At 68.9% G+C, this 24,797-nt stretch carries 16 protein-coding genes; 6 read left to right on the top strand and 10 right to left on the bottom strand.

Annotation, left to right across the window (positions count from 1 at the left end):
• Positions 1-315 precede the first annotated feature (315 nt).
• Together Q0R23_RS14685 and Q0R23_RS14690 are read left to right on the top strand one after the other, a co-directional pair.
• Entirely contained in the window at positions 316-1,164 is an 849-nt protein-coding gene (locus Q0R23_RS14685) for an AAC(3) family N-acetyltransferase (protein ID WP_293914146.1), read from the top strand.
• A 41-nt stretch (positions 1,165-1,205) separates the two neighbouring features.
• A complete protein-coding gene (locus Q0R23_RS14690; RefSeq protein ID WP_293914148.1) occupies positions 1,206-2,036 on the top strand; it encodes a M90 family metallopeptidase in 831 nt (276 codons plus the stop codon).
• Here the strand turns inward: Q0R23_RS14690 and Q0R23_RS14695 are convergent.
• The 3 genes from Q0R23_RS14695 to Q0R23_RS14705 are packed head-to-tail and all read right to left on the bottom strand — an operon-like array spanning position 1,988 to position 4,106.
• Positions 1,988-2,347: a hypothetical protein gene (locus tag Q0R23_RS14695; RefSeq protein WP_293914150.1), complete on the bottom strand. Its 360-nt coding sequence runs from the start codon at positions 2,345-2,347 to the stop codon at positions 1,988-1,990. The genes Q0R23_RS14690 and Q0R23_RS14695 overlap by 49 nt on opposite strands.
• A 53-nt stretch (positions 2,348-2,400) precedes the next feature.
• On the bottom strand, positions 2,401-2,706 hold the full coding sequence (locus Q0R23_RS14700) for a hypothetical protein (RefSeq protein ID WP_293914151.1): 306 nt from the start codon (positions 2,704-2,706) through the stop codon (positions 2,401-2,403).
• 29 nt (positions 2,707-2,735) lie between these two features.
• Entirely contained in the window at positions 2,736-4,106 is a 1,371-nt protein-coding gene (locus tag Q0R23_RS14705) for an FAD/NAD(P)-binding protein (protein WP_293914152.1), read from the bottom strand.
• 173 nt (positions 4,107-4,279) lie between these two features.
• Between Q0R23_RS14705 and Q0R23_RS14710 the strand changes: the two genes are divergently transcribed.
• Positions 4,280-4,657 carry a hypothetical protein gene (locus Q0R23_RS14710; RefSeq protein ID WP_293914154.1) on the top strand — a complete coding sequence of 126 codons (378 nt, stop codon included), beginning with the start codon at positions 4,280-4,282 and terminating at the stop codon, positions 4,655-4,657.
• 165 nt (positions 4,658-4,822) lie between these two features.
• On the top strand, positions 4,823-5,272 hold the full coding sequence (locus tag Q0R23_RS14715) for a hypothetical protein (protein ID WP_293914156.1): 450 nt from the start codon (positions 4,823-4,825) through the stop codon (positions 5,270-5,272).
• Positions 5,273-5,408: 136 nt separating this feature from the next.
• Here the strand turns inward: Q0R23_RS14715 and Q0R23_RS14720 are convergent, their stop codons facing one another.
• The 7 genes from Q0R23_RS14720 to Q0R23_RS14750 form a co-directional block, all read right to left on the bottom strand.
• A complete protein-coding gene (locus tag Q0R23_RS14720; protein ID WP_293914157.1) occupies positions 5,409-6,173 on the bottom strand; it encodes a collagen-like protein in 765 nt (254 codons plus the stop codon).
• 192 nt (positions 6,174-6,365) lie between these two features.
• Positions 6,366-17,333 (bottom strand): translocation/assembly module TamB domain-containing protein, encoded by a 10,968-nt coding sequence (locus tag Q0R23_RS14725; RefSeq protein WP_293914159.1) that lies wholly within the window; start codon positions 17,331-17,333, stop codon positions 6,366-6,368.
• Positions 17,334-17,708: 375 nt separating this feature from the next.
• Positions 17,709-18,299 carry a tRNA (adenosine(37)-N6)-threonylcarbamoyltransferase complex dimerization subunit type 1 TsaB gene (tsaB, locus tag Q0R23_RS14730; protein ID WP_293914161.1) on the bottom strand — a complete coding sequence of 197 codons (591 nt, stop codon included), beginning with the start codon at positions 18,297-18,299 and terminating at the stop codon, positions 17,709-17,711.
• Positions 18,296-18,958, bottom strand: a complete 663-nt coding sequence (locus Q0R23_RS14735; protein ID WP_293914162.1) for a C39 family peptidase — start codon at positions 18,956-18,958, stop codon at positions 18,296-18,298. Before Q0R23_RS14735 ends, tsaB begins: the two co-directional genes overlap by 4 nt.
• A 460-nt stretch (positions 18,959-19,418) precedes the next feature.
• Entirely contained in the window at positions 19,419-20,750 is a 1,332-nt protein-coding gene (locus tag Q0R23_RS14740) for a hypothetical protein (RefSeq protein WP_293914164.1), read from the bottom strand.
• Entirely contained in the window at positions 20,747-21,367 is a 621-nt protein-coding gene (locus Q0R23_RS14745; RefSeq protein ID WP_293914165.1) for a gamma carbonic anhydrase family protein, read from the bottom strand. Before Q0R23_RS14745 ends, Q0R23_RS14740 begins: the two co-directional genes overlap by 4 nt.
• Positions 21,367-21,822, bottom strand: a complete 456-nt coding sequence (locus tag Q0R23_RS14750) for an NUDIX hydrolase (RefSeq protein ID WP_293914166.1) — start codon at positions 21,820-21,822, stop codon at positions 21,367-21,369. The genes Q0R23_RS14745 and Q0R23_RS14750 overlap by 1 nt, the downstream gene beginning before the upstream one ends.
• 394 nt (positions 21,823-22,216) lie before the next feature.
• On the opposite strand from Q0R23_RS14750, the gene Q0R23_RS14755 reads away from it, so the two are divergent.
• Both Q0R23_RS14755 and Q0R23_RS14760 read left to right on the top strand, forming a co-directional pair.
• Positions 22,217-23,407, top strand: a complete 1,191-nt coding sequence (locus Q0R23_RS14755; RefSeq protein ID WP_293914167.1) for a YjgN family protein — start codon at positions 22,217-22,219, stop codon at positions 23,405-23,407.
• Positions 23,404-24,552, top strand: a complete 1,149-nt coding sequence (locus Q0R23_RS14760) for a M48 family metallopeptidase (RefSeq protein WP_293914168.1) — start codon at positions 23,404-23,406, stop codon at positions 24,550-24,552. Before Q0R23_RS14755 ends, Q0R23_RS14760 begins: the two co-directional genes overlap by 4 nt.
• Positions 24,553-24,797: the final 245 nt, after the last annotated feature.

The following is a 24,797-nucleotide window of genomic DNA, read 5'->3' on the forward strand; positions in this document are numbered from 1 at the left end:
TGGTCAGGGCTGGGCGGTGGCGCGACCTGCCATCGCTCTGGAGTGCTATTGGGAAGGCCCTTGATGCCGTAACAGTTCAGGATGTCCTCGGCTGGTTCGGGGCTGCCTATCCTATGGCCTTTTTGTGAAATCTGCTCTAAGCTGGCGCCCGGCCCACAGGCCCGAAGAAGTTCGCAATTGAGCCGGGTTTGGGGTGGGCGGCACGGTTGGGGCGGTGATGTCTGGCCTTGAGCGGCCCTTTACCCCTGGCGGCTGCCCCCGCGCATGCGGCGCGGCATCCACTGTTGGGCGCCGGATCGCGGTAAACTCGCGCCAATGCTGAACATGATGCGTCGCCCCCAGGTCACGGCCTCCATGATCGCCGAGGGGCTGGGCGCCCTGGGGCTCGACGGCAGCCAGCACGCCATCGTGCACGCCAGCCTGCGCTCCTTCGGGCAGGTCGAGGGCGGCGCCCAGACGCTGCTGAGCGAGCTGATGGGCAAAACGGCGACGCTGAGCGCCCCGGCGTTCACCTACGCCACGCTGCTGCGGGCGGCCACCTCGTCGGTCTACGCCACCTTTCACCGCGACACACGGGTCAGCCGCGACATCGGCAGGCTGCCGCAACTGATGGTCGAGAGAAGCGACGCCCTGCGCTCGTTTCACCCGGCGCTGAGTTTCGTGGCCACCGGTCAGCAGGCCCGGCGCGTCGTGGAGGCCCAGTCGCTTCAGAGTCCGTACGCCCCGATTGGTGCCCTGTACGACCTGGACGCCGTATCGCTGCTGCTGGGCGTGGACCATTCCAGCGACACCAGCATCCACTACGCCGAATACCTGGCGGGCGTGCCGCTGCTGACCCGCTACGTGCCCCTGGGCGGCCAGGTGGTGCCCTGCGCCTTTCCCAACTGCTCGGCGGATTTCGAGAACGCCACTCCCCACCTCCACGGCGTGCATACCACGGTGGGCCGCGCCCGCCTGAGCGCCTACCGCGTCCGTGATCTGGTCGACGGTGCCCGGCAACTGCTCAGTCGCCACCCGGAGGGGCTGCTGTGCAGCTATCCGGCCTGCCGCTGCCAGGAGGTGCGCCGGATCATCCGCGCTGCTGGTCTGACGCCCAGGTTGCACGTCCTTTGCGCCGTCCCCGAATCCAGAGTCGAGCAGCCGCTGCTGCAAACGCTCGGCTGATGCAAACACGGCTCACGCGACGGTCGGGCTGAGGCGAAGGGATGTTCAGGCAGCTTCAGCGCCGCGCCGTTCGTCGTCGCCCGTTCCCCGACGCCTGGCTGGCCACCCTGCGCAGTCAGGTGGCGGCCTACATGCAGCTCGGCGCGGCGCAACAGGCCGAGCTGCAAAAACGCATCCTGGTGTTCATAAAAGAAAAGACCTTCGAGGGCTGCCTGGGCCTGGAGGTGAGCGACACCATGCGGGTGGTGATCGCTGCTCAAGCCTGTTTGCTCGAACTGGGCAGGCGTCCCCATTACTACCCCGACGGTGTGAGCATCTTCATCTATCCCAGCGCCTTCGTCTCAACGTTGACCGAGACGCTGCCGGGCGGCATGGTCGCGCGGCGCGAGGTGGTCAGGATCGGCGAAGCCTGGCGGCGCGGCAGCGTGGTGCTGGCCTGGGACGCCACCTTGCAGCAGTCGTGTGGGCTGCTGCCGGGCCACAGTGTTTACGCCCATAACGCTTACGCCCACAACGTCACCCTGCACGAGTTCGCCCACAAGCTCGACGGCGAGGACGGTAGCGTGGACGGCGTGCCTGATCTGGGCGGCCTGGACGGGCTGGGGCCAAACCGGCAGGCCGCCCACGCCACCTGGGCGCAGGTGATGAGCCGGGCCTACCGCGAGCTGGTCCGGCAGGTGCAGGCCGGGGAGCTGTCGGCGCTCGACCCTTACGGCGCGACCAACCCGGCGGAGTTTTTTGCCGTGGCGACCGAGACGTTTTTCGCTTCGCCACTGACCCTCAAACACACGGAGCCCGACCTCTACAAGGTGCTGAGCGGTTTTTACGGCCAGGACCCGGCGAACTGGCCCGCGCCCGAACGTCGCCGGTAACGGCTGCGCCCACTCCGGCACTCCGTATGCCAGGCCGAGCACGTCAGACACCTCCCTGGCTGGGCACATGCACTGAGGGGCCCGCCAAACTCGCTCTGAATCCATAGCACAGAGGTCGGGATGTTCAGGCGCCCGGCAGCGGCCTGGGCCTGGGTCAGCAGATCACGCCGGATGGGCACGGCCAGGTACTCGTCGCCTCCGGTATCCAGGTGCAGCAGGTTGTAGCCCTGGGCACGCAGCCATTCGGACGCCTCGCCCAGCACGTCCAGCGTCGGGGTGTCCGAGGGCGGCTGCCGGGCGGGCCTGGGCATGAGCGTCTCGCCGATGCACAGGCTGTCTATGTATTTAAACCTGTCTGTAATATTCAATATTCGAAATAGTCGTCCCACTCGGCTGCTGCCGGGCTCACGAAGGCGGTGTCCAGGTTCAGCGTGCGGGCGATGGCCTGGGCCTGCCACGCCACCTCGTCGTAGGCTTTCCAGTCGACGTGCAGGCTCAGCCACCAGCGGCATTGTGATGAGTCCAGCCACCAGCCGTCCGGGTATTCCTCCGGAAAGTCCTGAAGCACATCGCGCATGGCGTGCAGCGGGTCCGTACCGTCCAGGTCGGCATTCTCATGCTCGCTGGCCTGCCATCTCACGCGGATCAGCTCGGCAAGTGGGCTCTCCAACGGCGCCGTGACCAGCTCCAGCAGGTCGTTTACGCCCGGCCCTTGCGGATCACCTCGAACATCTGCTCGCGGTGGGCCACCTTCACGCGGGGGCGCCCGGCCTGCTGCCCCTGGGCCAGCTCGTGGGCCTCCAGCGATTGCCAGTCGGCCAGCGTCACCACCTCTATGCCGCGTGAGGCCAGCAGCGCGTCGATGGCCTCACGGCTGCTGTGGGGCGCGGGGCTCAGGCCGCTCGCGTCTTCGAGCAGGCTCCCGACCGTCTCCACCGAGTCGGCTTTGTTGGTGCCGATCACACCGCTGGGGCCGCGCTTGATCCAGCCGGAGGTGTACTCGCCGCGCCCGCCTTCGACCCGGCCCAGGGTGTTGGGAATGACGCCGCGCCTCTCGTCGAAGGGCACGCCGCTCAGCGCCACACCCCTGTAGCCCACGCTGCGCAGCACCATCTGCACCGGCAGGGTCTCGACTACCCCGGTGCCCACCGCGTTGCCCGCATCGTCTAGGCGGTTGCGCTCGATGCGCAGGCCCGCGACGTGTCCGGCGCCGTCGTCGAGCAGTTCGGTGGGCGAGACCAGAAACCTCAGATGCACCCGGCGGGGTTTGCCTTCCGGCGGCCTGGCCGCAAACTCGCGCAGCACGTCCACGTTTTTGCGCACGGTGTTGTCGGTAATCGCGGCGTAGGCCTCGTCGCTCAGCGCGATCTCTTCGGGCTTCACGATCACGTCGGCGGCGTGCAGCTCGCCGAATTCGCGCAGTTCCTTGGTGGTGAACTTGGCCTGGGCCGGGCCTCGGCGCCCCAGCACGTACACGTCGCTCACCTGCGAGTTCGCCAGCGCCTTCAGGGCGTGGGCGGCGATGTCGGACTCGTGCAGCTCCAGTGCCGTCTTGGCCAGAATGCGCGAGACGTCCAGCGCCACGTTGCCCACGCCGATGACCGCCGCGCCCGTGGCGTGCAGCAGCATCTGGCGGGCGGCGGCGTCGGGGTGGCCGTTGTACCAGGCGACGAACTCGGTGGCGCTCATCGAGCCGCTCAGGTCCTCGCCACTGATGCCCAGCCGCCGGTCGGACGAGGCGCCCACGGTGTAGATCACCGCGTCGTAGTGTGCTCGCAGCTCATCCACGCTGAGGTCGCGGCCCAGCTCCACGTTGCCCAGAAAGCGCACCCGCACGTCGCTGAGCACCTTCTGAAACAGCGCCGTCACGCTCTTGATCCTGAGGTGATCGGGCGCCACGCCGTACCTGACCAGGCCGTAGGGTGTGGGCAGGCGGTCGAACACGTCCACCGACACCGGCACCCCGGTCTGTTTGATGAGCGCCTCGGCGGCGTAGATACCGCTGGGGCCACTGCCGATGACGGCGGCCCGCAGCGGGCGTTGGGGGGTGAAGGGAGAGAGTGGGGTCATAGCCGTGAGTCTAGGTTTTGCCAGGCCCCGGCGGGCTCAGGCGCCTAGAGGGGTGGAGGTACAGTGGGGTAGAGGCACAGTGGGGTAGAGGTACAGGCGTAGCGCGTAGAGGCACACCCCCCAGCGGGTGTAGCGGGGGAGGCGGTGCTTTCCGGCGCGTAAACGTTTAGAGTATGAAGGTGCGCGTGGTGCTGGCGGTACTGGTTCTGGGCCTGGTGGCCCTGTATTTCACGATTGGCGTGCGTCTGGGCTACGTGACGGTCACGCCGCTGTACCTGTTCAATGCGCAGGGACAGACCTCCTACCCGTTTCGCCTCTACGATGAGGGCAAACTGGTCGTCAACGGCCAGTGCGAGGGCCGCAGCGGCCTGGCGACCCTGCGCTTCCTGTCGCCCGACGGCACCGAACTCAGCTCGGTGAAGTGTCCGCCCGGCAAGTGGTCGCTGGACATGAGCGGTGAGGGCACCAAGGGCATCTACACCCTGGTGGTCGATTACAAAAAGTACAGCGGCAGCATGGAGCTGAATTCGTCCTATAAAACCAAGTACTGATACCAAGCACCATAACCAAGCACTAAAACCAGGCACTGAGCCTGGCCGCTGGCCCGCCACATCCTGCATGTGCGGGCCAGACTTCTTTGCCAGGTCGCTGTGCCCGGCGCCACATCTATGCCGTCCCCGCACGGCCCGGCCTCACTTCCCTCTATACTGCTGCGCATGGAAGATTTGCTCAAAGGACGCCTCGGCGGCGCGGACGGCTACGACATCCGCTGCGCCATCGACGGCGATAAGATCGTGGGCCGCGCAGGCGGCAAGCTCAGCGGAAAAGACATCGAACTCGAAATCACCGAGCGCGGCGTGGCGGGCACCGTCGGCAACGAGAGTGTCAAGATCGAGTTGCAGGGCGGCGAACTCAAGGGGCACGTCGGCAAGGAAAACCTGACCCTGCGCGGCGTGGACCGCGTGACCGGCTACCTGGGCGCCCCCATCGTCGGCTGGAACATCCTGGCTCAGCAGCAGGGCGAGAAGCTCGAAGGCCGCCTGGGCAGCACCGTCCTGGGCCGCGAGTTCAGCCTGGAGCTGGGCAGCGCCCCCGGCTGGGTGGGCACCCTGGTCGCCGTGGTGGCTTTCTACGCCCTGGAGCCCCGCGCCAGCCTCAGCCACTGAGTTGATTGACCACTGAGTAGGCAATAAAGCAGGCCGCGTTCCCGTGTGGGGCGCGGCCTGCTGTATGTCAGACGGGAGAAGGCGAATGATCGTTTTTCGAGTGAGCAGATACAGAGCGCCGGTTCCGGAGTCCGTGTCAGTTGTTCAACCCGAAGCGCCGAGCCACGCTGTCGTAAGACAGATCGCTCAGCCCGTACCAGGCCCTCGCTTTCTCCAGCGGCGTCATCAGGCTCAGGGGCGAGACGATGGCAGCACCGGGCGCGGGGATGAGAACGTAGCGGAAAAAGTTCTTGATGAAAGGAAGTGCAGTAGAGGGTTTTGGACACTTCAGTCCATCGGAATATGGACTGACCCCATAAAGAATGTTGATATCATTCATTATTCGAAGACTAAATTCTTCATTTCGGTCAGAATATGGAACGGAGTAAATTACTTCTGGAAAAACTACGGGAGGAATCCCAAAAGCTGGCTCTTTCATATATGCCAAGATAATTCCATTTCTATAAGAAGCTTCTTTAAACTTATCATTCGGTTTCATCTGGGCTATATAAGTACAGGTGTCTTTATTAAAGAGCGTGACTCCTCCGATGGTGACTTTTTCCCAGTCTGAAAATACTGCTCCGGTGAAGCCTGGGCCGGGCGTGCCTGGCGTGCCTTGTGGTCCGGTGGGACCAGACGGTCCTTGTGATCCAGGCGCCCCTGCCGAACCGGCAGAACCCGTGTTGCCCGCCGCGCCGTTCGTTCCGTTCGTGCCTGGCGTTCCCGCCGCGCCCGGAGATCCGGCTGCCCCGGTGGCTCCAGTCGGGCCAGGTGCGCCCTGGGCACTTTCAGGTCCAGGCGAGGTTGTGCAGGCGCTCAGCAGCAGAGCGGCAGTCAACAGGGCAAACATCGTTCTGGACATGAAACCTCCGCTGGCCCCGCGCAGGAGCCAGTTCACCGAGAGGGCGAAGTCATCTGTCTGTGCCAGGAGGTAGGGCCGCCGCCCGCAAAAGTGTCAACGGGCGAGCTGTACCTGCCGGACCCGTGCAGCGTAGGTGCAGGGCCGTCAAAGGTTTGTCAAATACCACTGACCCAGCGTACAGCTCCCCGTCCCTCACCAGCGGTACGAATACCCCACCGAGAACTTGGTATTGCTGCCCTGCTGCACGTTGCCCGACTGCACGCCCAGCTTGAGCGAGCTGCGCGGGCTCAGGTTGTAGGCCACCGACAACGAGGGCCGCACGCTTTGCAGATCCAGGCCGCTGATGGGGGTGCTGGCCCGGAAGGTGAAGCGGTCGCCCTCGGTGGTGAAGGTGGCGTCGAACACGCCCTTGCCGCTCAGGTCCACCTGGTACTGCACGTAAAACTGCCTGCTGAGGTAGGTGCCCACCGTGAACTTGGCGTCCAGGTTGCCTTCGGGCGTCACCAGGTTGCTCGAAATCCGGAACACGTCCACCCCCAGGGCGCGGGCGATGTTGCGTTGCAGCTCGCTGAGCACGAACAGGTTCAGCGCCGTGCTGATGGCGTTCTGGCCCAGCGCCCCGACATTGCTGCCCAGCGTGGTGATGTCGGGCGTGCCCAGCGCCAGCAGCGAGTACAGCTCTGCCTGCGAGTACTGATCCGAGCTGGGGCAGGTGGCGCAGCTCAGCACCGTGCCCAGCTTGAGCGCCCGCGCCCCGGCGGACACCACGAAGGAGCCGTCGGCCTGAAGCTGAACCCCGATCATCTTGCCCGCGCTGGGCACGTCGCCCCGCGCCGTCAGTGAAAACACCGGGTAGAGGCTGGAGCCGTCGAAGGTCGCCAGGGCACGCTGCAAATTGAAATTGTTGTCGCGCAGCAGCAGGTTGCCGCGCAGGCTGCGGACTTCCCCGCTCAGGCGCGGCGCGGCGCCGCTGCCCGACAGGCTCAGCGAGGCCGAGAGTTCGGCCTGGGCCAGATTCTCGTCGACCCGCACGCCGTTGGGAGCGCGGATGGGGATGTCATCAAAGACAAGGCGCTGCAAAAAGGGGCTGGCGGCCTTCTCGGCGCCGGGCGCGGCGAACACCGTCAGGGCGTCGGGCAGCGGGCTGGTGTAGCTGCCGAGCGTGCTGGCAGCGGCGCCCGAAGTGGGGGCCGCCGCGCCCAGGTTGCCGGGCAGGCTGGCCGTAGTGCCCACGCGGCCCAGCACCAGCCGGGCGAAGCTCAGGGCGCCGCCGACCCGGATCAGCTCGCCGTCGGCTGTGGCCTTGAGGCTGCCGTTGAGGCTGCTTTCGCGGGCGTAGATGGTGCGAAACGGCAGGTTGTAGTTGGCGGCGTTCAGGCTCAGATCGAGTCTGGGCACCAATTGGCCTTGCAGCGTCAGGGTGCCGCCCTGGGTGGCCGCAGCGTTCAGCGTCCAGGCGCTGTCGTTGCCGGTGGCGCCGCTCTGGATCAGCGCCGCGTTGAGGCTGCCCAGGTTGCCCAGCGCGTCGGCGCTGAGGCTGCCCTTATACCGCGCCTGGGTGCGGCTGAGGGTGCCGCTGGCGAGCTGCCCGGTGAGGTCCACTCTGCCCACGGCGCCGAGGCTGCCCGCCGCCTGGATGCTGGCCTGGGCGCTGAACTGGCCGCTGTTCTCCAGTTGCCCGCTCAGGCTGGGGAGGCTCACACTCACGCCCGCCACGCTGCCGGTCAGGTTCTGGCCGCTCAGCCGGGCGGTGGGGCGGTCATAGGTGCCGCCCACGCCCAGGCTCAGGCTGCCCCTGAGGCTGGCGCCCGCGCCGCTGAGGCTGGGCACGAAGGCCAGCACCGGGGTGAAGGTGGTGTCGGTAAAGACCGCCCGCAGGTCCACCAGGTTGCGGGTGTACTGGCCCGATATGTCCCACTGGCCTGCGCCGCCCAGTTTCAGATTCAGGCTGCGCAGCTCGCGGCCCCGAAAATCCACCGTGCCGCTGCCGGTCAGGGTTTCGCGCCCCGACGTGACGCGCACCCGTTCGGCCACCAGCGCCAGGCTGCCCGAAGTGGGGTCGCTGAGCGGCGCGTCGATGCGGGCCACCCCGGTCACCACGCCGTCGCCGGGCAGTTTGCCGCTGAAGCCCGACACGATGTTGCCCACCGGCAGCGCTTCGAGCTGGGCGCGCACGGTCAGTTGCCCGCCGGTCAGCGCCCCGAAGAAGGTCGAGTCGCCGACAAAGCCGCGCAGTCGCCAGTCGCCGCCCGCCAGGTTGCCGTCCAGGCGGGCCGGGAAGCTGGCGTCGCCCAGCCGCAGTCGGTCCGAACGCAGCACGAAATTGCCGCTGCCCTGGCTGAGCGTGAGCTGCCCGCTGACGCTGCCGCCGATGCCGGTCTGCGCGGCGGGGCTGACAAATCTGGTGCCCGCCGCGTTCAGCACACTGGAGGCGGAGAGAACCGACGAACTCTGCACGGTCGGGTTGGTGGACGAGGTGGGATTGCTGGATGTGGCCGGGCCGCTGGACGCTGAGCCGTTTGGCCCGGAACCCTCAGGCCCGGAACCCTCAGGCACCGGGGGGGCGCTGCGGGCCGGGCCGAGCTTCAGGCCCGCCAGATCGAAGCTCGACAGCCCCACCTGGAGCCGGTAGCCTGCCTCGCTGGGCCTCAACACCGTGAAGTCGGAGAGCGCGGGCAGCAGGTCGGCCAGGTTGCCGTCGCCGCTGATCTGGGCGCTGCTGGACTGGACGGTACTGGACTGAGCGCTCTGAGCACCGCTCACGGCGGTCCTGGCGACGGCGCTGAGCACGAAGTTCTGGCCGCCGAGGTCCACCGTGCCGTCCAGCGTGGCGCTCACCCCGGCGGCGCTGAGGGGCAGGGCGCTCAGTGTCACCTTGCCGGTGGCGCCCGCCTCGCCGAGTTTGACGCTGGCGAGCACCCGGCCCGCGTCCTTGCGCAGTTCGGCGCTCAGGTCGCCGCTCCAGGGGCCGCCGCGCCCGGCCTGGCTGGCGTTCAGGCTGAGCTGCCCATACGGCGCCGTCAGCCTGGTCTGCACTTGCGCCGCGCCGCCGATGAGTTTCAGCGAGGCCGTGCCGGAGCCCTCCAGCGGCAGCTCGAAGTAGGGCAGCCTGGCGCCGCTGCTGAGCTTGCTGAGCGAGAGCTGCACGCCGCCGCTCAAGCTGGCGAGGTCCACCGCCCCCACCGCACTGACGGCGCCGCTGAGGCTGCCGATCTCCAGCTTTGCCAAATCGAGATTCTGGGCATCTACCCTCAGCGCTTTGCCGTCGTAACTCAGCAGGCCGCTGTGGGCGCCGTCCGAGAGCGTCAGGCGGGCGCTGGGTTGAGTGTTGGGTAGAGTATTGGGCTGGGTGTTGGGCAAAGCGCCCGCCCCCAGGCTGGCCTGACCGCTGGCGCTCCAGCCGCCGCGCCGCACACTCAGCTCGGCGTTGGGCGCAGCCAGCGGGCCACTCAGGCTCAGATCGAGCGCGGCCTCCGGGCGGCTGGCCCTGATCTGGCCGGACCACCGGTAGGCGCCCGCGTCGTTTCTGGTCAGGCTGAGCAGCCCGGAGGCGCGGGTTGTGCGGCCATCTTGCAAGCTCAGCTCGGCGCCCTGGAGGTCGGCCACCAGCCGGGCGTGGGCGCCGAGCAGGCCCAGCGCTCCGCTGAGCTGGGGCGCGGCGTAGGGGCCGCCAAGAGAGAGCACCGCCGGGCTGCTCAGGACCGGTCCCAGGCCCGCCAGGTCGGGGCCGCCATTCAGGCGCAACTCGCCGCGCCAGCCCAGCCGCTCGGAGGCGCTGAGCCTGAAGGCCGCGTCCACCCCCGCCGCCCTGAGGCTGCCGCTGCCCGCCAGGCCGCCCGCGCCGTAGCTGAGCTGAGCGGCGCCATCGACGCTGCCACGGGCGCTGAGCTGCGCCACCACCAGGTTCTTCACGCTGGAGGTGCTTGAGCTGATTCCGCTGAGGCTGGCGCTGCCCGTCGCGCTCAGTTCGGCGCCGCTGACACGGGCCGTCAGGTTAGTGAAGCGCAGCGTGTCGCCGCTGAGGGTCGCCACCGCCGCGCCGTTTTGCCGCAGCTCGCCGCTGAGCTTGCTGACGGGGCCGCTGACGCTGAGCGCCGTATCCGGCAGCGTGACGCCGCTGCGCTCCAGGTTGCGAAACGTGCCGCCCGCCCTGAGCTGAAGGGCACCGAGCGGCCCGGAGGCCGTGACGCTGAGCTGGCCCTGCCCGGAGGCGCCCAGCAGCGGCAAGGGCGTCAGGGTCGCGCTGGCCTGCACGGTGGGGTTCAGACCACCCGAACTTGAGTCGCCCAAATTAGAGCCACCCAAATGAGAGCTACTCAGGTTCAGGCGCCCGCTGCCGAGGGTTCCGGCGTCGAGGGCATAGCTGCCGTCGCCGTTGCCGGTCAGGGTCACGGGGGCGCTCAGGCCGCTGAGGCTGGCCGTCGCCGCGCCGCGCAGTTTGGGCCAGACGCCGCTGAGGTCGAAGCTGACTGTATCGGCGTTCCGGGCAGCGAAGCCGGAGAGCCGGAGCTGGGCGGTCTGCTTCGCCAGGTTGAGCCGCGTCACGTCGGCCTGCACGGTGCCGCTGTACGGCGCGGCCAGCACGGCGTTGACCCTGAGTTGCGGGTCGCGCACCCGGCCCGACAGCGTGGCGGTGGCGCTCCCCTCGGCGCGGGAGGCGACCAGGCTGCCGCTCAGATCGGGGTCAGCATAGTCGCCCCCCAAGGTCACGTCGGCGCTGGTGGCGCTCAGGCCGTAGCTCCGCAGATCCAGCCCGCGTGCCGAGAGGGTGAGGCCCTGTTTGAAATTGCCCAGCGCCGTCAGTGTGCCGCCGAAGGCCCGGCCCCGGAGGTCGGCGCTGGCCGCTCCGTTCGTGCCCGGTACGTACTGCGCCGAGCCGCTCAGCCGGAAGGGACCGACCTGCGCCTGGGCGCCGCTGAGCAGCAGGCTGCGAATATCCAGGCGCTCCAGGCCGTTTCCGGTGCTGGCGCGGGCCTCCAGAATGCCGCTCAGGCGCAGCGAATCGACCTTGAAACTGGGGGGCAGCAGCCGGGCCAGGCCCGCGTTCTGGGCGTTCAGCGAGGCGCTGACGGCCTGCCCCTGGAGGCTGGCCTGCCCCTGGAGCCGCTGTCCGCTCAGGCTCAGGCGGGCGGTTCCGGGAGCCGAGTTGCTCGCCGTATAGGTGCCGCTCAGGTCGCCGCTCAGGTCGCCGCCCTGGTCCCTGAGGGCGCCGCCGAAGCTGGCCGACAGCTCGCTCCAGCTCGCCCCGCCCAGGCTGACCTGACCGCTGAGGCTCAGCAGGCCGGGCCGCTGCCAGAAAGCGCCCAGGTCGAGGCTGCCGAGGCTCAGGCTGCCGCCGGGCCGGGCCGGTAGGGTGGCCGGAAATTGCCCGCTGAGCCTGGCCGGGCCGAGGCTGGCGCTCAGCTTCAGGGGGCCACTGCCGCTGAGCTGGGCGTCGAGCGGGCCGCCCAGCGCCTGCCCGCTGGCCCTGAGCGCCCCGGTCCAGCCGACAGCGCGGTCCCAGGCCAGCGGGCCGTCGAGGCGCAGGCGGGTGGTGTCGCCCTGGTACGCCGTGTGCAGGGTGAAACGGGCGCTGCTGAGGTAGCCGCTGAGGTCGGTGCGCCCGCGTGCCTGCCCGGCCAGCGCCTCGCCCCGCGCCGTGAGCACGAAGTCTTTGCCGCTGAGCCGGGCGCTCAGGGACGTTCCGGCCAGCTTCAGGCCCAGGGCGTCGCCGGTCAACGGTCCCGCCAGACTGATGGTCGGTGCGCCCAGCGGCCCGGAGGCGCCGAGGGTGAAGGTGCCGGGCGCCGCCTCCAGCTTCGCCGTCCCGGTCAGCTTGAGGGCGGGGTAGACGGCGCCGCTGAGGGTGGCCTGCGCCGCCTTGCCCGCCAGGTCGGCGCTCACTGCCGCGTGCTGAAGGCTGAGGACGCCGCCTTGGTAGCGCGCCGGAACGCTGAAGGTGGCGCCCGCCAGCGTGCCGCCCACCTGGGCACGCACGTCGCTGAGCGGCCCGGCGAGGGTGGCCGTCAGTGTGCCGCTTTGCCCGGTCAGCGCTCGCAGGTCGGCGGCGTTGGCCGCGCCGCTGAGCGTCCAGATAGATTTATTTTGGATGGCGGATAGATTGACACTCAGGCCCGCCACGTCGCTGTTCAGGCTGGCCGCACCGCTGCTGAGCGTCGCCTGGGCACGGACGGCCTGGCCCGCGTAGCTGCCGCCCACGCGGGCGGTCCAGCGGGCCTCGGCGCTGGCGGTGCGGGCGTCGCCGGTAATAACGCCCCGCAGGCCACCCCGCAGGCCGCCCCGCACATCGCCCAGGCTGAACGTCGCGTCGGCCTGCGGGTACAGCGGGCCGCTGAGCCGCAGCGCCAGGCCGCCAATATCGCTGCTCAGCTCGCCGCCGAGCTGCCCGGCCCTGAGACTGAGCTGTCCGGCGGCGGCCTGGCGGCCCGATCTGAGCTGCACGTCGAGCTGGCCGCTGGCCTGGGCGAGCTGCCGGATGGGCGCACTCAGGTCCAGCCGCACGGTTCCGCTGAGCGGCGTGCCGGGGACGAGGATGGGCAGGGCCGCGCGGGCGTCCAGCAGGCCGTTACTGACGGTGATGACGCCTGCGTCGAAACGGACCGGCACCCTGGAGCCGGGATGGGTCAGCAGCGCGGCGGCGCGCAGGCCGTCCGCCCAGTTCACGCTGCCGCTCAGGCCCAGCGGCCCGCCCAGCCACCAGCCGCCGCTGAGCTGCAAGCTGGCACTCTGCGGCGCGAGGCTGGCGCTCAGCACGCCCGGTACCAGGCCGGAGCGCACCTGTTCGGGCAGCAGGCGATTACCCCGGATCAGCGCCGCCAGATCGAGCTTGAGGGCACCGCCCAGTTGCGGCAAGACCGTGACCCGGCCCGACAGGCTGCCGCTGGTCGCCGCGCTGAGCACCGCCCCCTGGCCGCTGAGCCGGAGCTGGCCCGGAGTGGTGTTGAGGACGTACCGCAAAGCTGCATTACCGCTCCAGGTGCCGCCCGCGTAAGTGAGTCCACCCACGCGGGCGACCAGCGGCGTCAACGAGGCCCGCAGCGGCAGCGTCTGGGCCACAAGCCCGGCGCTCAGGCCAGCGGCGCTGTAGTGCTGGGCCTTGAGCCGGAGCTGGCCGCGCAGATCGCTGGCGCTGCCGCTGGCCTGGGCGCTGAGATACGGTCCATCGACCTTCAGATTGAGGTCGCTGAGCCCGGCAGGCAGCAGCAGGCGTCCGGAGGCCATGAGCTGCTGCCCGTAGAGTTCGCCCAGCGCCGTGAAGGCGCCGTCGCGGGCCTGGACCCTGAGCGGCCCCAGCTCGGCCTGACCGCTCAGCAGGCCGCCCGTGGCGCGGAGCTGGCCCGCGACCTTCAGCCCGCCGACCTGCAACTTCTGCGCCTCCAGTGCGAAGCTGGTCAGCGAATTGAGCCTGAGTCTGGCCGAGCCGCCCGCCGCGTCGCTGACACTGACGGCGCCGCTGACCCGGCTGCCCTGGCCGCGCAGCCCGCCCCGGAGGCTCAGCCCGGCCAGCCCGGCATTCAGCTCGGCCAGCGGCCCGCTGACGTCCAGCGCGTACTGGAGGGTGCGGACGTTGGCCCGGCCCTGTGCCCTGAGACGGCTGGCACTCAGATCGACCTTCAGGGCGGTCCAGGGGCCGCTGGCGCCGAAGCTGAGCGGGCCGAGCTGGGCGTCACCGAACTGACCTGTCGCCGTGACTGCGCCGCTGTCATCCGGCCTCCAGAGGGCGTCCAGGTGGACGCTGCCGCTGCGTCCGGCCACGCCCAGCGCCTGGGTGCCGATCAGCGCCACCTCACCCGCACGGTAGGTGGCCCGCAGATCACCCCAGACGCCGTTCAGGGCCAGCACTGGAGTCAGGCTGCCGCGCAACCTGACGCGCTGGGAGGGCAGCTCTACACCGCCGGTACTGACCGCCGCCGTCTGTCCGTCCAGGCGCACGGCCAGCGCCGAGTAGGGGCCGCTGAGCTGTGCCTGGAGGGTTTGCGGCCCGCCAGTTCCGCGCCACTTGAACGGACCATCCAATGCCACCGCCGGATACACCTGGCCGCTCAGCAGGGCGCTCAGGTCGCTCAGGCTGGCGCTGACCCGGGCGCCCACCGCGCCGCCGCGCCGGGTCAGCCTGGCTGAGAGCGCGGCGCCGTTCAGCTTGGCGTCCACCTGGGCCGAGCCGCCCTGAGCGGCCAGATCGAAGCGGGCCAGGCCGGAGAGGTCCGAGGTCGCCGGACCCAGCGCCGTGCCCGGTAGTGGGCGCAGCAGCGTGCCCAGCAGCGGGCGCAGCGCGGCGAGGTCGAGGCCGCCGGTCACGGTCCAGTCCTGGCCGTTCAGGTTGCCGCGCAGGCGCTGGGCACCACTCTTCAGGTCAAAGCTCACGCCGTTCTCGGCGCTGAGGCTGCCGCTGAGGCCACTGCCCTGAACGTCGACCTGGGTCGAGTAGGGCGCCTTCAACTGGCTGAGCGCCGTCAGGTTGACGCCGCGCACGTTGCCGCTCAGCCGCGCTTGCTGGCCCTCACCGACGATCAGCACGTCGGCGCCCTGGCCGAGCGCCCGCACCTGGCCGCTGAGGCTCTGTTTGCTGAGCGTGTACGCCGCCCGCCCGCTGAAGCTCAGCCCGGAGGCCCGCAGCTCCCTGGCGGCCAGGCTGAACACGTCGCCCTGCCAGCGCAGCCCGGCGTCCCTGGTCTGCCAGGCGCCCGTGCGAGTGGTCCAGGCCAGGCTCAGCGGCCCACTCAGCGGGCTGGAGATGCCGGGGGCGCTGGCGCTCAGCGTGCCGCTCAGCCCGCGCCGAAGGTCGAGTGCGCCGCTGCCGGAGGCGCTGACGCCCGCCGCGCCCAGCTTGCTGATCCGCCACAGGCCACTGAACTGCCGGTTCGTGCTGAGGCTGACGGTGCCGCCGCCCGGCTGGGTCAGGCTGACCCGCAACCCGGCGCGGTCGAGCGTGCCCTGGCCGCCGAAGGTCAGTGGCCCGGCCCGTAGGTCCTGGGCGCTGAGCCGCAGCTCACTCAGATTGCCCGCCACGCTCAGGCGACCGGTGACGCCGCCGAGGTTGGGTGAGAAGCTGGCGCTGAGCTGACCTGTACCGGGCTGACCTGTACCGGGCTGACCTGTGCTGGGTCTAACCCCTTGAAGCGCGTAGCTGGCCTGGACCGGCCCGCCTAGCGCGTTGCCCGTCACGGTGAGGGTGTTGGCCCTGTCGATCTGCGCCGAGAGCCTCAGCGGCAATTTCAGAAGCTGCCCGCCGAGCGTGAACTGGCCCGCCTGGCCTGGCGTCCAGCCGCCCGTGAGGGTCTGGCGCTCGCCCAGCACATCGCTGCGGGCGTCCAGGCTCAGGCGGCGACCAGGAGTAGAGTAGCTGGCCTGGCCGCTGAGCTTCACGCCGGAGGCCGCCAGCTCGCGGGCGTCCAGCCGCAACACGTCGCCTGTCCAGCTCAGATCGGCGTTGCCGGTGCGCCACGAGCCGCTGCGTTTGCTCCAGTTCAGATTGATGGGGCCGCTCAGCACGCTGGTGACGCCCGGCGCCGTGGCGCTGAGCTGTCCGCTCAGGCCGGTTTGCAACTGGACGCTGCCGCCGCCGCTGGCCGCCGCGCCCGCCGCACCGAAGTTGCTGAGCTGCCAGGTTCCGGCGAACTGGCGGTCGGTGTTCAGGCTGAGGCTGCCACCGCCTTGCTGAAATAGCCTGGCGCGGAGTCCGGCGCGGTCCAGCCTGCCCTGGCCGCTGAGGCTCAGCGGTCCGGCTGTCAGCTTGGTCACCGTCAGCGCCAGGTTGTCCGGCGTGCCCTGGGCGCCCAGTTCGCCGACCAGACCGGCCAGGCTGGGCCGCAAATTGGCGCTGAGCTGCCGGGTGGGCAGGCGGTAGCTGGCCTGCACCGGCCCGTTCAGAGCGCTGCCGGTCACCCTGACGGTGTTGGCGCTGTCGATCTGCGCCACCAGCCCCAGCGGCGCGTTCAGCAGGCGTCCGCCGAGGGTGAACTGACCGCTTTTGTTCAGGTCCCAGCGTCCGGCGAGCTGTTGAGCTTCGTTCTGGAAGCGGGTGCTGGCCTGGAAGCTCAGCCGGTTGGTCTGCACCCTGGCCTTACCGCCGCGCAGCCTTGATACGAAGGCGTAGTCGGCGCTCAATTTTGAAAAATCCACGCCGGAGACGGCGCCTTGCTCGCTGCTCAGCCTGGCTGTGACCTTCGTATCGGCCCAGCCGCTCGCCTGGACGCTGAGGCGAAGGTCGCCGCTGGCCGGGAGTTTCAGCGCGGTGCCCAGGGTGCTCAGGGTCGGGCGGGCGTCGGCATTGACCTGCCAGTGACGGGCTTTCAGATCGACCCGCGCCTCGGCGCTGACCGGGCCGCCCAGGCTCCGGCCCGTCAGTTGGCCGCTGATCTGGTCGCCCCGCTGCCGGAAGGTGCCCGCGACGCCGGAAGCCGTCACGAACGGCGCCTGCTTGACCTGGAGGGCGCCGCCAGCGAGCGTGATCTCGCCGCTGAGCGGGCCAGTGCCCAGGCTGTAGCGGCCTTTGACCTGGCCTGCCGTGACGCCACCCGGTTTCCAGTAATGGTTGACGATGCGGGCGTCGGCGGTAAAGCCCAGCCCGGCGCCCAGAGTGCCACTGGCAGTGGTGTAGTCCAGCACGGCGTCGGCGTTGCCGTACTCGGTCTGGCCCCGCACTCTGAGCTGGCCGTTGCCGCTATCTCCCGCGTCGCCGCCCGTCACCGAGAATCGCCCGTCCGGGATATTGGCGCCCTGCCCGTCGATGTTCAGCGCCACGCCTTTGATATCCAGATGGCCCGGCAGAAGCTGAAATCCGCCTTTGCCGCTGCCTGCGGGAGCGCCCTGCTTGCCCAGTCCAGCCAGCAATTCTTTCAACCTGAGATCGATCACGCCGCCGCTGAGCGCCACATTCAGCCGCGCCGAACGCGCCAGTGGGTTGAGCGACGACACGCCCACGCTGGCCTGGTCGGCCCGCACGTCGATGCCCGGTCCCCGGATCCGCACACCCCGCGCCGAGGGATGCCAGATCGGCCCGCTGACCGAGGCCGCGCTGACCGTGTAGGGTCCGCTCAGCCCCGATTGATTCAGCCGCCCCAGCAGCGCCGGGCCGTACAGCGCCGGGCCGAACACCACGAAGAGCAGCGCCGCCAGCAAAACCAACAGGAGAGAGAGGGCGAGGCGGCGCAGAGTCACACCGCCGATTCTACCGTGATACACATGAGTCAGGTACAGCAGTTACTCACCGCCGCGTCAGCTAGCGCGGCTGTCTGGGACGGCGTTGTCACTGACCGGGCTGTGTTGAGCTGGCATCGCTCTGCAAATGATAAAGGTGAGAGCGTGGTCGGGAGTGGCGCGTGGAGGGGCTGTTCCGGGTTGGGCGGGTCGTCTGTCGGCGCTTCTGGCGACTGCTGAACCCCCGCCGTTACGCACTTGCATTGTCATCCTGAGTGGAGCGAAGGATCTTGTCGTTCAAACAGTGAGACCCTTCGCGTTGCTCAGGATGACGACAGTCGGTGTGAATCGACTCATTTTGCCAGTAAAGCAGCGTTTCTGTACCAGATTGGCGATTTAAAGATACTGCAACACCCACTCACTCGCCCCGTGCGCCTCTCCGGCTCGCGCCAGGGCCAGGGCGTCCGGGGCGGGGTCGCGGCGCCAGATGGTCCCGGCGACCTGGGCGGCGAAGTCGGTGACGGCGTGGCGGGCCGGTGCTCTGAGCGCCCTCACGACCACGCCGCCGCTGACCTCGTACAGGGCGCCGTAGAGCTGCTCCTTGCGGGCGTCGAGCGAGACGGCCTGCCTTCCACCGAGCTGCGGACCGATGAGGGCTTCCAGGGTGCTGACGCCCAGCACCTTCGCCCCCAGCGCCCGGCCCAGCCCCAGCGCGAAGCTGGCCCCCACCCGCACGCCGGTATACGACCCCGGTCCGGTGCCGACGACCAGGCGGGTGATCTGGTGGCGCCCTGCACCGGCACCCGTCAGCAGCTCATCCAACGCGTCTGGGAGCTGCTCGGCGTGGCGGCGCCCGACTTCTCGCAGCAGGGCGTGTGCTGTGGCAGGTCCAAGCAGGCCCAGCGCCAGGTACGGCGTGGCCGTTTCGATGGCGAGCGTCAGGTTAGCCAGTGACGGGTTAGCCAGTGACGGGTTCGCTCCGGTCACGACCCGTTCACGGCCCTGACGCCGAGGATGCGGGCCACCCTGGCGGCGTCGGTGGCCGGATACACCGGAATAAATTCCTGGCCGTACACGTTCCATAGCCGGTCGAAATCGGCGTAGCTCAGGTAGACGTTGGGTCCGTAGATCGGGTCGCTCATGAAGATGCGCTGGCTGCCGTCGTCGAAGCCGCGCACCACCCGGAAGTGTGGCACGGCGCCGACCTGATTCATCCACTGGAGCACCACCACCGGATACCCGGCCCGGATCAGCGATTTCAGGTGGCCCAGTTGCCCGGACCTAAAGCGGGTGGCCCGCAGCCCCAGCGGCCTGAGAAACGGATCGATGACGTCGGCGGTCATGTAGCCGCCGCCGGGCCGCAACTCCGCCGCCAGCGCCGCCTGATCGGCCCGCAGCCCGTAGGCGCCCAGCACGCTCACCAGCGCCGCCGGGCCGCAGTTGTTGTAGGTCTGGTAGACGAAGCCCAGGTTGTTGAGCTGCACGGCGGTAGGCAGGGTGGGCGGCGGCTGAACGCTTCGTTGCAAAGCCGTGCGCTGCTGGATGGTGTTGGTTTTGTTCTGTGCCGAGCGGGCCAACGACGGCGGTCCGCTCAGCAGCGACGCGCCCAGCAGCAAGCTCAGGCCCAGGTGGGCGATCTTCTTCACGCCTCCAGTCTGACAGAGCAACTCTTAGCGGCGTCTTTCAAAGGCACATGGTCAAAGGCACATGGTCAAACCCCACACGCTGCGGCGCCGCCCGCTCAGGCAGCGGCTGGACGGTCCGCCTGGGTTTGATCTGGCCTGGGTTTGATCTGAATGGACGCGCAACGATCAGGTCGCTTTGAAACGCTGACATGAACGCACCGCTCAATCAAAAGACCTGTCATCCTGAATGCAGCGAAGGGTCTCGCCGCCGAAGTATCTACGACTTCGCCTCATCTTTTTGTGTCGATTTCTTGTGTCGATAGGAATACCACGCCAGTCGGGCGTCATCACCAGCATTATTTTATCTGAAACAAGCGTCCTGACACCTGTGCGGACATATGGCATTCACGACAAGCGCACTATCGACAGCCGCACTATCGACAGCCGCACGACCGACAACCAGTGCTGTCATAAATTCAGCTCACTCGTCTTTGACATACCCGGCGACGATCAGTTCCTTGAGTTGCGCTTCCAGATCGTGCAGGGCGACGTCGTGGCGCAGGGCGTACTCGGCGGGGGTCAGGCCGTCGACCAGCGCCTTCTGGAAGCTCAGCCCGCCAGAGCCGTAGCGGGCGCGGAAGAGCTGGTGGCCGGTGGTGATGGCGTTCACGGCGTCGCGCCCGCGCAGGGTGGCGACGTAGCCGTGATGTGCCCATCCGGCCAGGCTGCGCGGCAAAATCAGCGTCTGGGGGCGCAGCGGAGCCGGGAAGGCGCCCTCGTAGGGCAGACCGGCGGGCATGGTCGCCACCACCTGGCCGCCGCTGTAGAACACCGCCTCGCCGGGGCGGGCGTGCAGGCCGGTGAAATCGTCGGTCAGGTTGAATTTCCAGGCCCGGCTGCCCACGCCGCTCAGGATGTGCGCCAGGTGCCGGTCCAGCGGGTAGGCCGACAGGGGAGCGCCCTGGTCGTAGAGGTGCAGCAGCTCGCCCAGAGCCTGCTCCCCGGTGCTGCTCAGGCCCGCCGCCGCCACGGTGCGGCCCTCGAAGACCAGCACGTAGGCGGCCTGATCGCCCAGACCGGCGTGCAAAAAGCCGTACCAGTCCTGATCGTGCAAGAAGCGCAGAAAATCGTGCAGGTTGCAAAAACCGGTCTGGATGCCGACGTGGCTGGGCGTCACCGCAGGCAGGAAGCGGGCCAGGAACGGTGTGGCCGAGTCGAACATCGGTTTCAGGTGCGTCACCAGCGGGCGCTCCGGCGCGGCGTTCTGGGAGTTGGAGATGTTTGGGCTGGACGGGGTCGGGTTAGACGGGTCTGGGCTGGACGGGTTCGGGTTAGACGGGTTCGGGGTCGCCTGACCGGGTGGTGATACGCGCAGTGGCGGTTGTGGCAGGGCACTGGCCCGAATCTGGCGTGCCGGGTCGGCGGCGTCGTCGGGGGGCACCGCTCCGGGCGGCGCGGCGCTGGGCGACCGAGACGGACTCGGTTGTGGCTGACTGGTGCGCGGCTCGCCGACCTGCGCTGTATTGATTTGCTCCGCTGAACTGATTTGCTCCGTCGGGCTTTCCACGAACAGATCGTCGGGCAAAATCAGGCCGTCGAGCAGCCCGGCGAAGCTGATCTCCGGCACCTGATTGGCGCCGCCAGGCGCGGCCTGATCCTGGTCTGTGCCGCGCTCACTCGCCGGGCGCGGCTGGAGGGGACGCCGCCTGCTGTCCTTGGCGCTCTGTTCTGTATTTCTGTGCTCTGTATTTCTGTGCTCTGGATTTCTGCGTTCTGGCCCGTCCGGGTCGCCGGGTCTGGGGTTATCGGTCATGACGGTTCTCCCTGGCAAGCTGTGTCTACGTTAAGCGGTGCCTGTATGTTAGGGCGTGCCTGTTCGGGTCGGATAGGTTCGGGCCGTGCAGATTCAGGTCTGTCCGGCTCCAGCTCGCTCAGGTACTGCCGGGCGCGGGTTACGTAGCGCTCGGCAAGGTGACCGAGACCCGTTTGGCTGGGGCTGACCGGGCGCACCACGCGGGCGGGCACGCCCAGCGCCAGCATCCGGGGCGGCACCTGGCGGCCTTCTGGCAGCAGCGCCCCGGCGCCCAGCACGGCGCCCCGACCCAGGCGGCTGCCGCTGAGCATGATGGCGCCGATGCCGACCAGGCTGCCCGCCTCGCAGGTCGCCCCGTGAACGACGGCCCGGTGGCCCACCGTGACGTTCTCTTCCAGCACACAGGGAAAGCCCGCGTCGGTGTGCAGCACGGCGCCGTCTTGCACGTTGCTGCCCGCACCCACCGTGATGGCCTCGATGTCGCCGCGCAGCACCGCCCCGAACCACACCGAGGCGTGCTCGCCCACGCTGACCTGCCCGATCAGCTCGGCGCCCGGCGCAATGAAGGCCGACGGATGCACCTGCGGCCAGTCGCCGCCCAGGCCCCGCAGCGCCATTACGAGGCTCCCCGCAGGCCCAGCGCGGCCTCCAGCAGCGCCAGGTCGGCCCCGTAACTCAGGCGGGCGCGGGCCTGCTGCACGCTGCAAAACCCGCCCTCGCTGAAGGTGTCTTCGAGGTGTTCATCAGGCTGAGGCTGCTCACCTGGCTGACCCTGTTCGGCCCGCATGGCGAACCAGGTGATCTCGCGGGCCTCAAGTCGGTCATTGGTGTAGCGGGTGTGTCCCAGCGCCGCCAAAATGTGCGCCTGTACGCCCGTCTCCTCCTGCACCTCGCGCACGGCGGTCTGCCGGGGCGTTTCACCGGCCTCGATATGGCCCTTGGGGAAGGCCCAGTCGCCGCTGTGGTAGCGCACCAGCAGCACCTCAAGCTCGTCGCCGACGCGGCGCAGCACCACGCCGCCTGCACCCGGCACGGGCACTGCTGCGCGTCCACCTGGGTCAAATGCACTCATCCCGGCAGTATACGGGCGCGGCGGGGCGAGGGGCGGCGGTTTTGCCTGAGGTTTGCCTGGGGGTGGATGAGCGGCGGTGAGGCTGGGTCGTGCCCACAGCTCGCTCACGCCCCGAACCTCGGAAATCGACCTGGGACGAACACGACGTTTTTTTATGCCGAATGTTCAAGCCAGGTGGTTTGTGCCCATCTCGGCGGCCATATGAAAAAACTGTTCTGTATACCTGTTTCCAGGCTTGAGAGACGAGTGTACCCGACTCAGGCGGCGACGGGGGAGTCGCCCGCCGGTCCAGACCCCGCACGGCCCGTCACCTCCCACAGCACTGAACTGTAAGCTGCCGCCCGGTTCACCTCGCCGCGCCTGAGTGGGGCGCCGGGGCCGTTACCATGTGGGGGTGAGCGCCCTGACTTCCAGCCTGCCCGAAATCGGCGTGCCCGACGCCTGGACGCAGAAACTGCGCGACTGGGTGGGGCGCGACAAGCTGAGCCTGCGGGCCATGCCGGTGCCGGAGGCGGCGGTCATCACCGCCTGGCCGCTGGGTTTTACCGGCAGCAGCGGTGAGTACTTCCGAATCTGGATCGTCAACGTGGCGCTGAGCATCGTCACGCTGGGCCTCTACGGGCCGTGGGCCAGGGTCCGGACTCGCCAGTATTTCTACGCCAACACCCTGCTGGACGGCCACAATTTCGGCTACACCGCCCGGCCAGTCGCGCTGCTGGGCGGCTACCTGGTGATCGGGGCGCTGCTGCTGGTGTTCACCCTGACCCAGAACTTCGACGGCGCGAGCTGGGTCAGCGCCGTGCTGCTGGGCGTGGCGGCGCTGCTGTATCCCTGGGTGCTGTTTCGCAGCGTGCGGTTTCAGGCGCACCACTCGCTGCACCGTGGGGTGCGCTTCGGCTTTCTGGGCGGCCTGGGCGGGGCGTATCTCTATTACGGCCTGCTGAACCTGGCCCTGCCGTTCACCTTCGGGCTGACCCTGCCGCTGCAAAGTGCCCTCCAGCGGCGCTACCTGGCAACCGGGCTGAGTTACGGTGAGGCGCGGGGCTCGTTTCGGGGCGGGATCAGCGGCGTGTACCTGGTCTACCTGCTGGCCTCGCTGGCGCTGCTGGGGGCGGCCACGCTGCTGACCGTCATTGGGGTGGTGCTGGCCGCGCTGCGGGTCTTCGACGGGCTGAACGCCAAACAGCAGCTCGGCCAACTGCTCGGCGCCCTGCTGCCGCTGAGCCTGATCCTGGCGCTGAGCGCGCTGAGTTACGCGGCGGCGGGTCAGGGTATCCGGGCGGCGCTGCTGCGCTACACCCTGAGCCACCTCCAGCTCGGCCAGACGCTGCGAGTGCGCACCACCTTCAGCCCCTGGATGGTGGCCTGGATTGCGCTCAGCAGCGGCCTGGTGCAGCTTGTGAGCTTCGGGCTGGCGACCCCCTGGGCGGCGGTGCGGCGCAACCGTTATATGCTGCCCCGCATCGAGGTGCTGAGCCTGGCGCCGCTGGGCGACTTCAGCGCCAGGCCGCGCCGGGATGAGAAGGCGCCGGGCGAGAACGCGCTCGGTGAGGCCGCCGCCGAGCTGCTGGGCTTTCGGCTGTGAGCGGGCCTGAGCGGTCCGTTACTGAACCGTCCGTACCCGCACAGTTTGAGTCTGAGCTGCCGCCGGAGTTCAGGCTGCGCGGCACCCTCTTCGACGGCCTGAGCGCCCAGGCGTATCCGGTTCAGGCGCGGGTGCTGGGCGGCGAGCTGATGCTGGACGCCGGGCAGCGGCGCTGGGTCGTGAGCGTCGGTACGCTGCGCATCGAGCCCCGGCTGGGCCGTGCCCGGCGGCGGGTCTGGCTGGGCGGCGGCGCGGTCTTCGAGACGGATGACCACTTCGGCGTGGCGGTGCTCGAACGGCGAGCTGGGCGGTCCGGCGGTCTGCGCTTTGTGCTGGAGCTGGAGCGGCGCTGGTCGGGGGCGCTGCTGGCTTTGCTGGTGCTGAGCGCCTTCGGCTACGGTTTCGTGCGGGCCGGGCTGCCGCTGATCGCCCGTGGCGCCGCGTTCATGACGCCCAAGAGCGTGGCCCGCACCTTCGACGCCCAGACCGTCAAGCTGCTGGAGCAAAGCGAGTACCTGGCGCCCAGCCGTCTGAGTGCGGCGCGGCGCATGGCGCTCAAGCGCGGTTTTCAGACGCTGGTGGCCGAGCGCGGCCAGGGCTACCGCTACACCCTGCTGATCCGGCGCGGCGGCGACAACATCGGCGCCAACGCCTTCGCCCTGCCCGCCGGTACGGTGGTCCTGACCGACGAACTCGTAGAGCTGGCCGCCTCAGACAAGGAAATCTACGGCGTGCTGGCCCACGAGATCGGCCACGTCATCCACCGCGACGCCCTGACCCAGATCTACCAGGCGCTGGGCCTGAGCACGCTGACCTTTGCCGTGCTGGGCGACCTCAGCGGCACGGCCACAGTCGCCGCCGCCGTGCCGGGGTTGGTGATTCGCAGCAGCTACTCACGGACCATGGAGAGCAATGCCGACGCGACGTCCGGCGAGTACATGATGGTCCACTACGGCTCCACCGCCCCGCTGCGCCGCCTGCTCGCCCGCGTGACCCGCGACGAGGAGGCCAAAGTGGCCAGCCAGTCGCTGCTCTCGCGCCAGGTAGATTACCTGCTGGCCAACCACCCCGGCACCCCGGAGCGCATCCGCCACCTCTACGCCATCGAGAAGGCGTGGCGAGCGGCGAATCCGCTCAGGCGCTGACGCTGCGGCACTGATGCTGCGGCACTGGCGGCTCTGTTTCCACTTCGTCTGCTTCTACTTCGTCTGCTTCGTCTGCGTTCACTTCTCCACGCCCGCGAGCTGTTCTAGAGCAGATTTCACAAAAAGGCCATAGGATAGGCAGCCCCGAACCAGCCGAGGACATCCTGAACTGTTACGGCATCAAGGGCCTTCCCAATAGCACTCCAGAGCGATGGCAGGTCGCGCCACCGCCCAGCCCTGACCAA

The organism is Deinococcus sp. (assembly GCF_025362455.1).
GTDB lineage: Bacteria > Deinococcota > Deinococci > Deinococcales > Deinococcaceae > Deinococcus.

Coding starts and splice junctions, on each gene's coding strand:
- Q0R23_RS14745 (WP_293914165.1), bottom strand. CDS start 21,367: ATGGCGCTGCGGGGCCTGGGCGGCGACTGGCCGCAGGTGCATCCGTCG.
- Q0R23_RS14715 (WP_293914156.1), top strand. CDS start 4,823: ATGGAAGATTTGCTCAAAGGACGCCTCGGCGGCGCGGACGGCTACGAC.
- Q0R23_RS14690 (WP_293914148.1), top strand. CDS start 1,206: ATGTTCAGGCAGCTTCAGCGCCGCGCCGTTCGTCGTCGCCCGTTCCCC.
- Q0R23_RS14750 (WP_293914166.1), bottom strand. CDS start 21,822: ATGAGTGCATTTGACCCAGGTGGACGCGCAGCAGTGCCCGTGCCGGGT.
- Q0R23_RS14710 (WP_293914154.1), top strand. CDS start 4,280: ATGAAGGTGCGCGTGGTGCTGGCGGTACTGGTTCTGGGCCTGGTGGCC.
- Q0R23_RS14705 (WP_293914152.1), bottom strand. CDS start 4,106: ATGACCCCACTCTCTCCCTTCACCCCCCAACGCCCGCTGCGGGCCGCC.
- Q0R23_RS14685 (WP_293914146.1), top strand. CDS start 316: ATGCTGAACATGATGCGTCGCCCCCAGGTCACGGCCTCCATGATCGCC.
- Q0R23_RS14720 (WP_293914157.1), bottom strand. CDS start 6,173: ATGTCCAGAACGATGTTTGCCCTGTTGACTGCCGCTCTGCTGCTGAGC.
- Q0R23_RS14695 (WP_293914150.1), bottom strand. CDS start 2,347: ATGCCCAGGCCCGCCCGGCAGCCGCCCTCGGACACCCCGACGCTGGAC.
- Q0R23_RS14740 (WP_293914164.1), bottom strand. CDS start 20,750: ATGACCGATAACCCCAGACCCGGCGACCCGGACGGGCCAGAACGCAGA.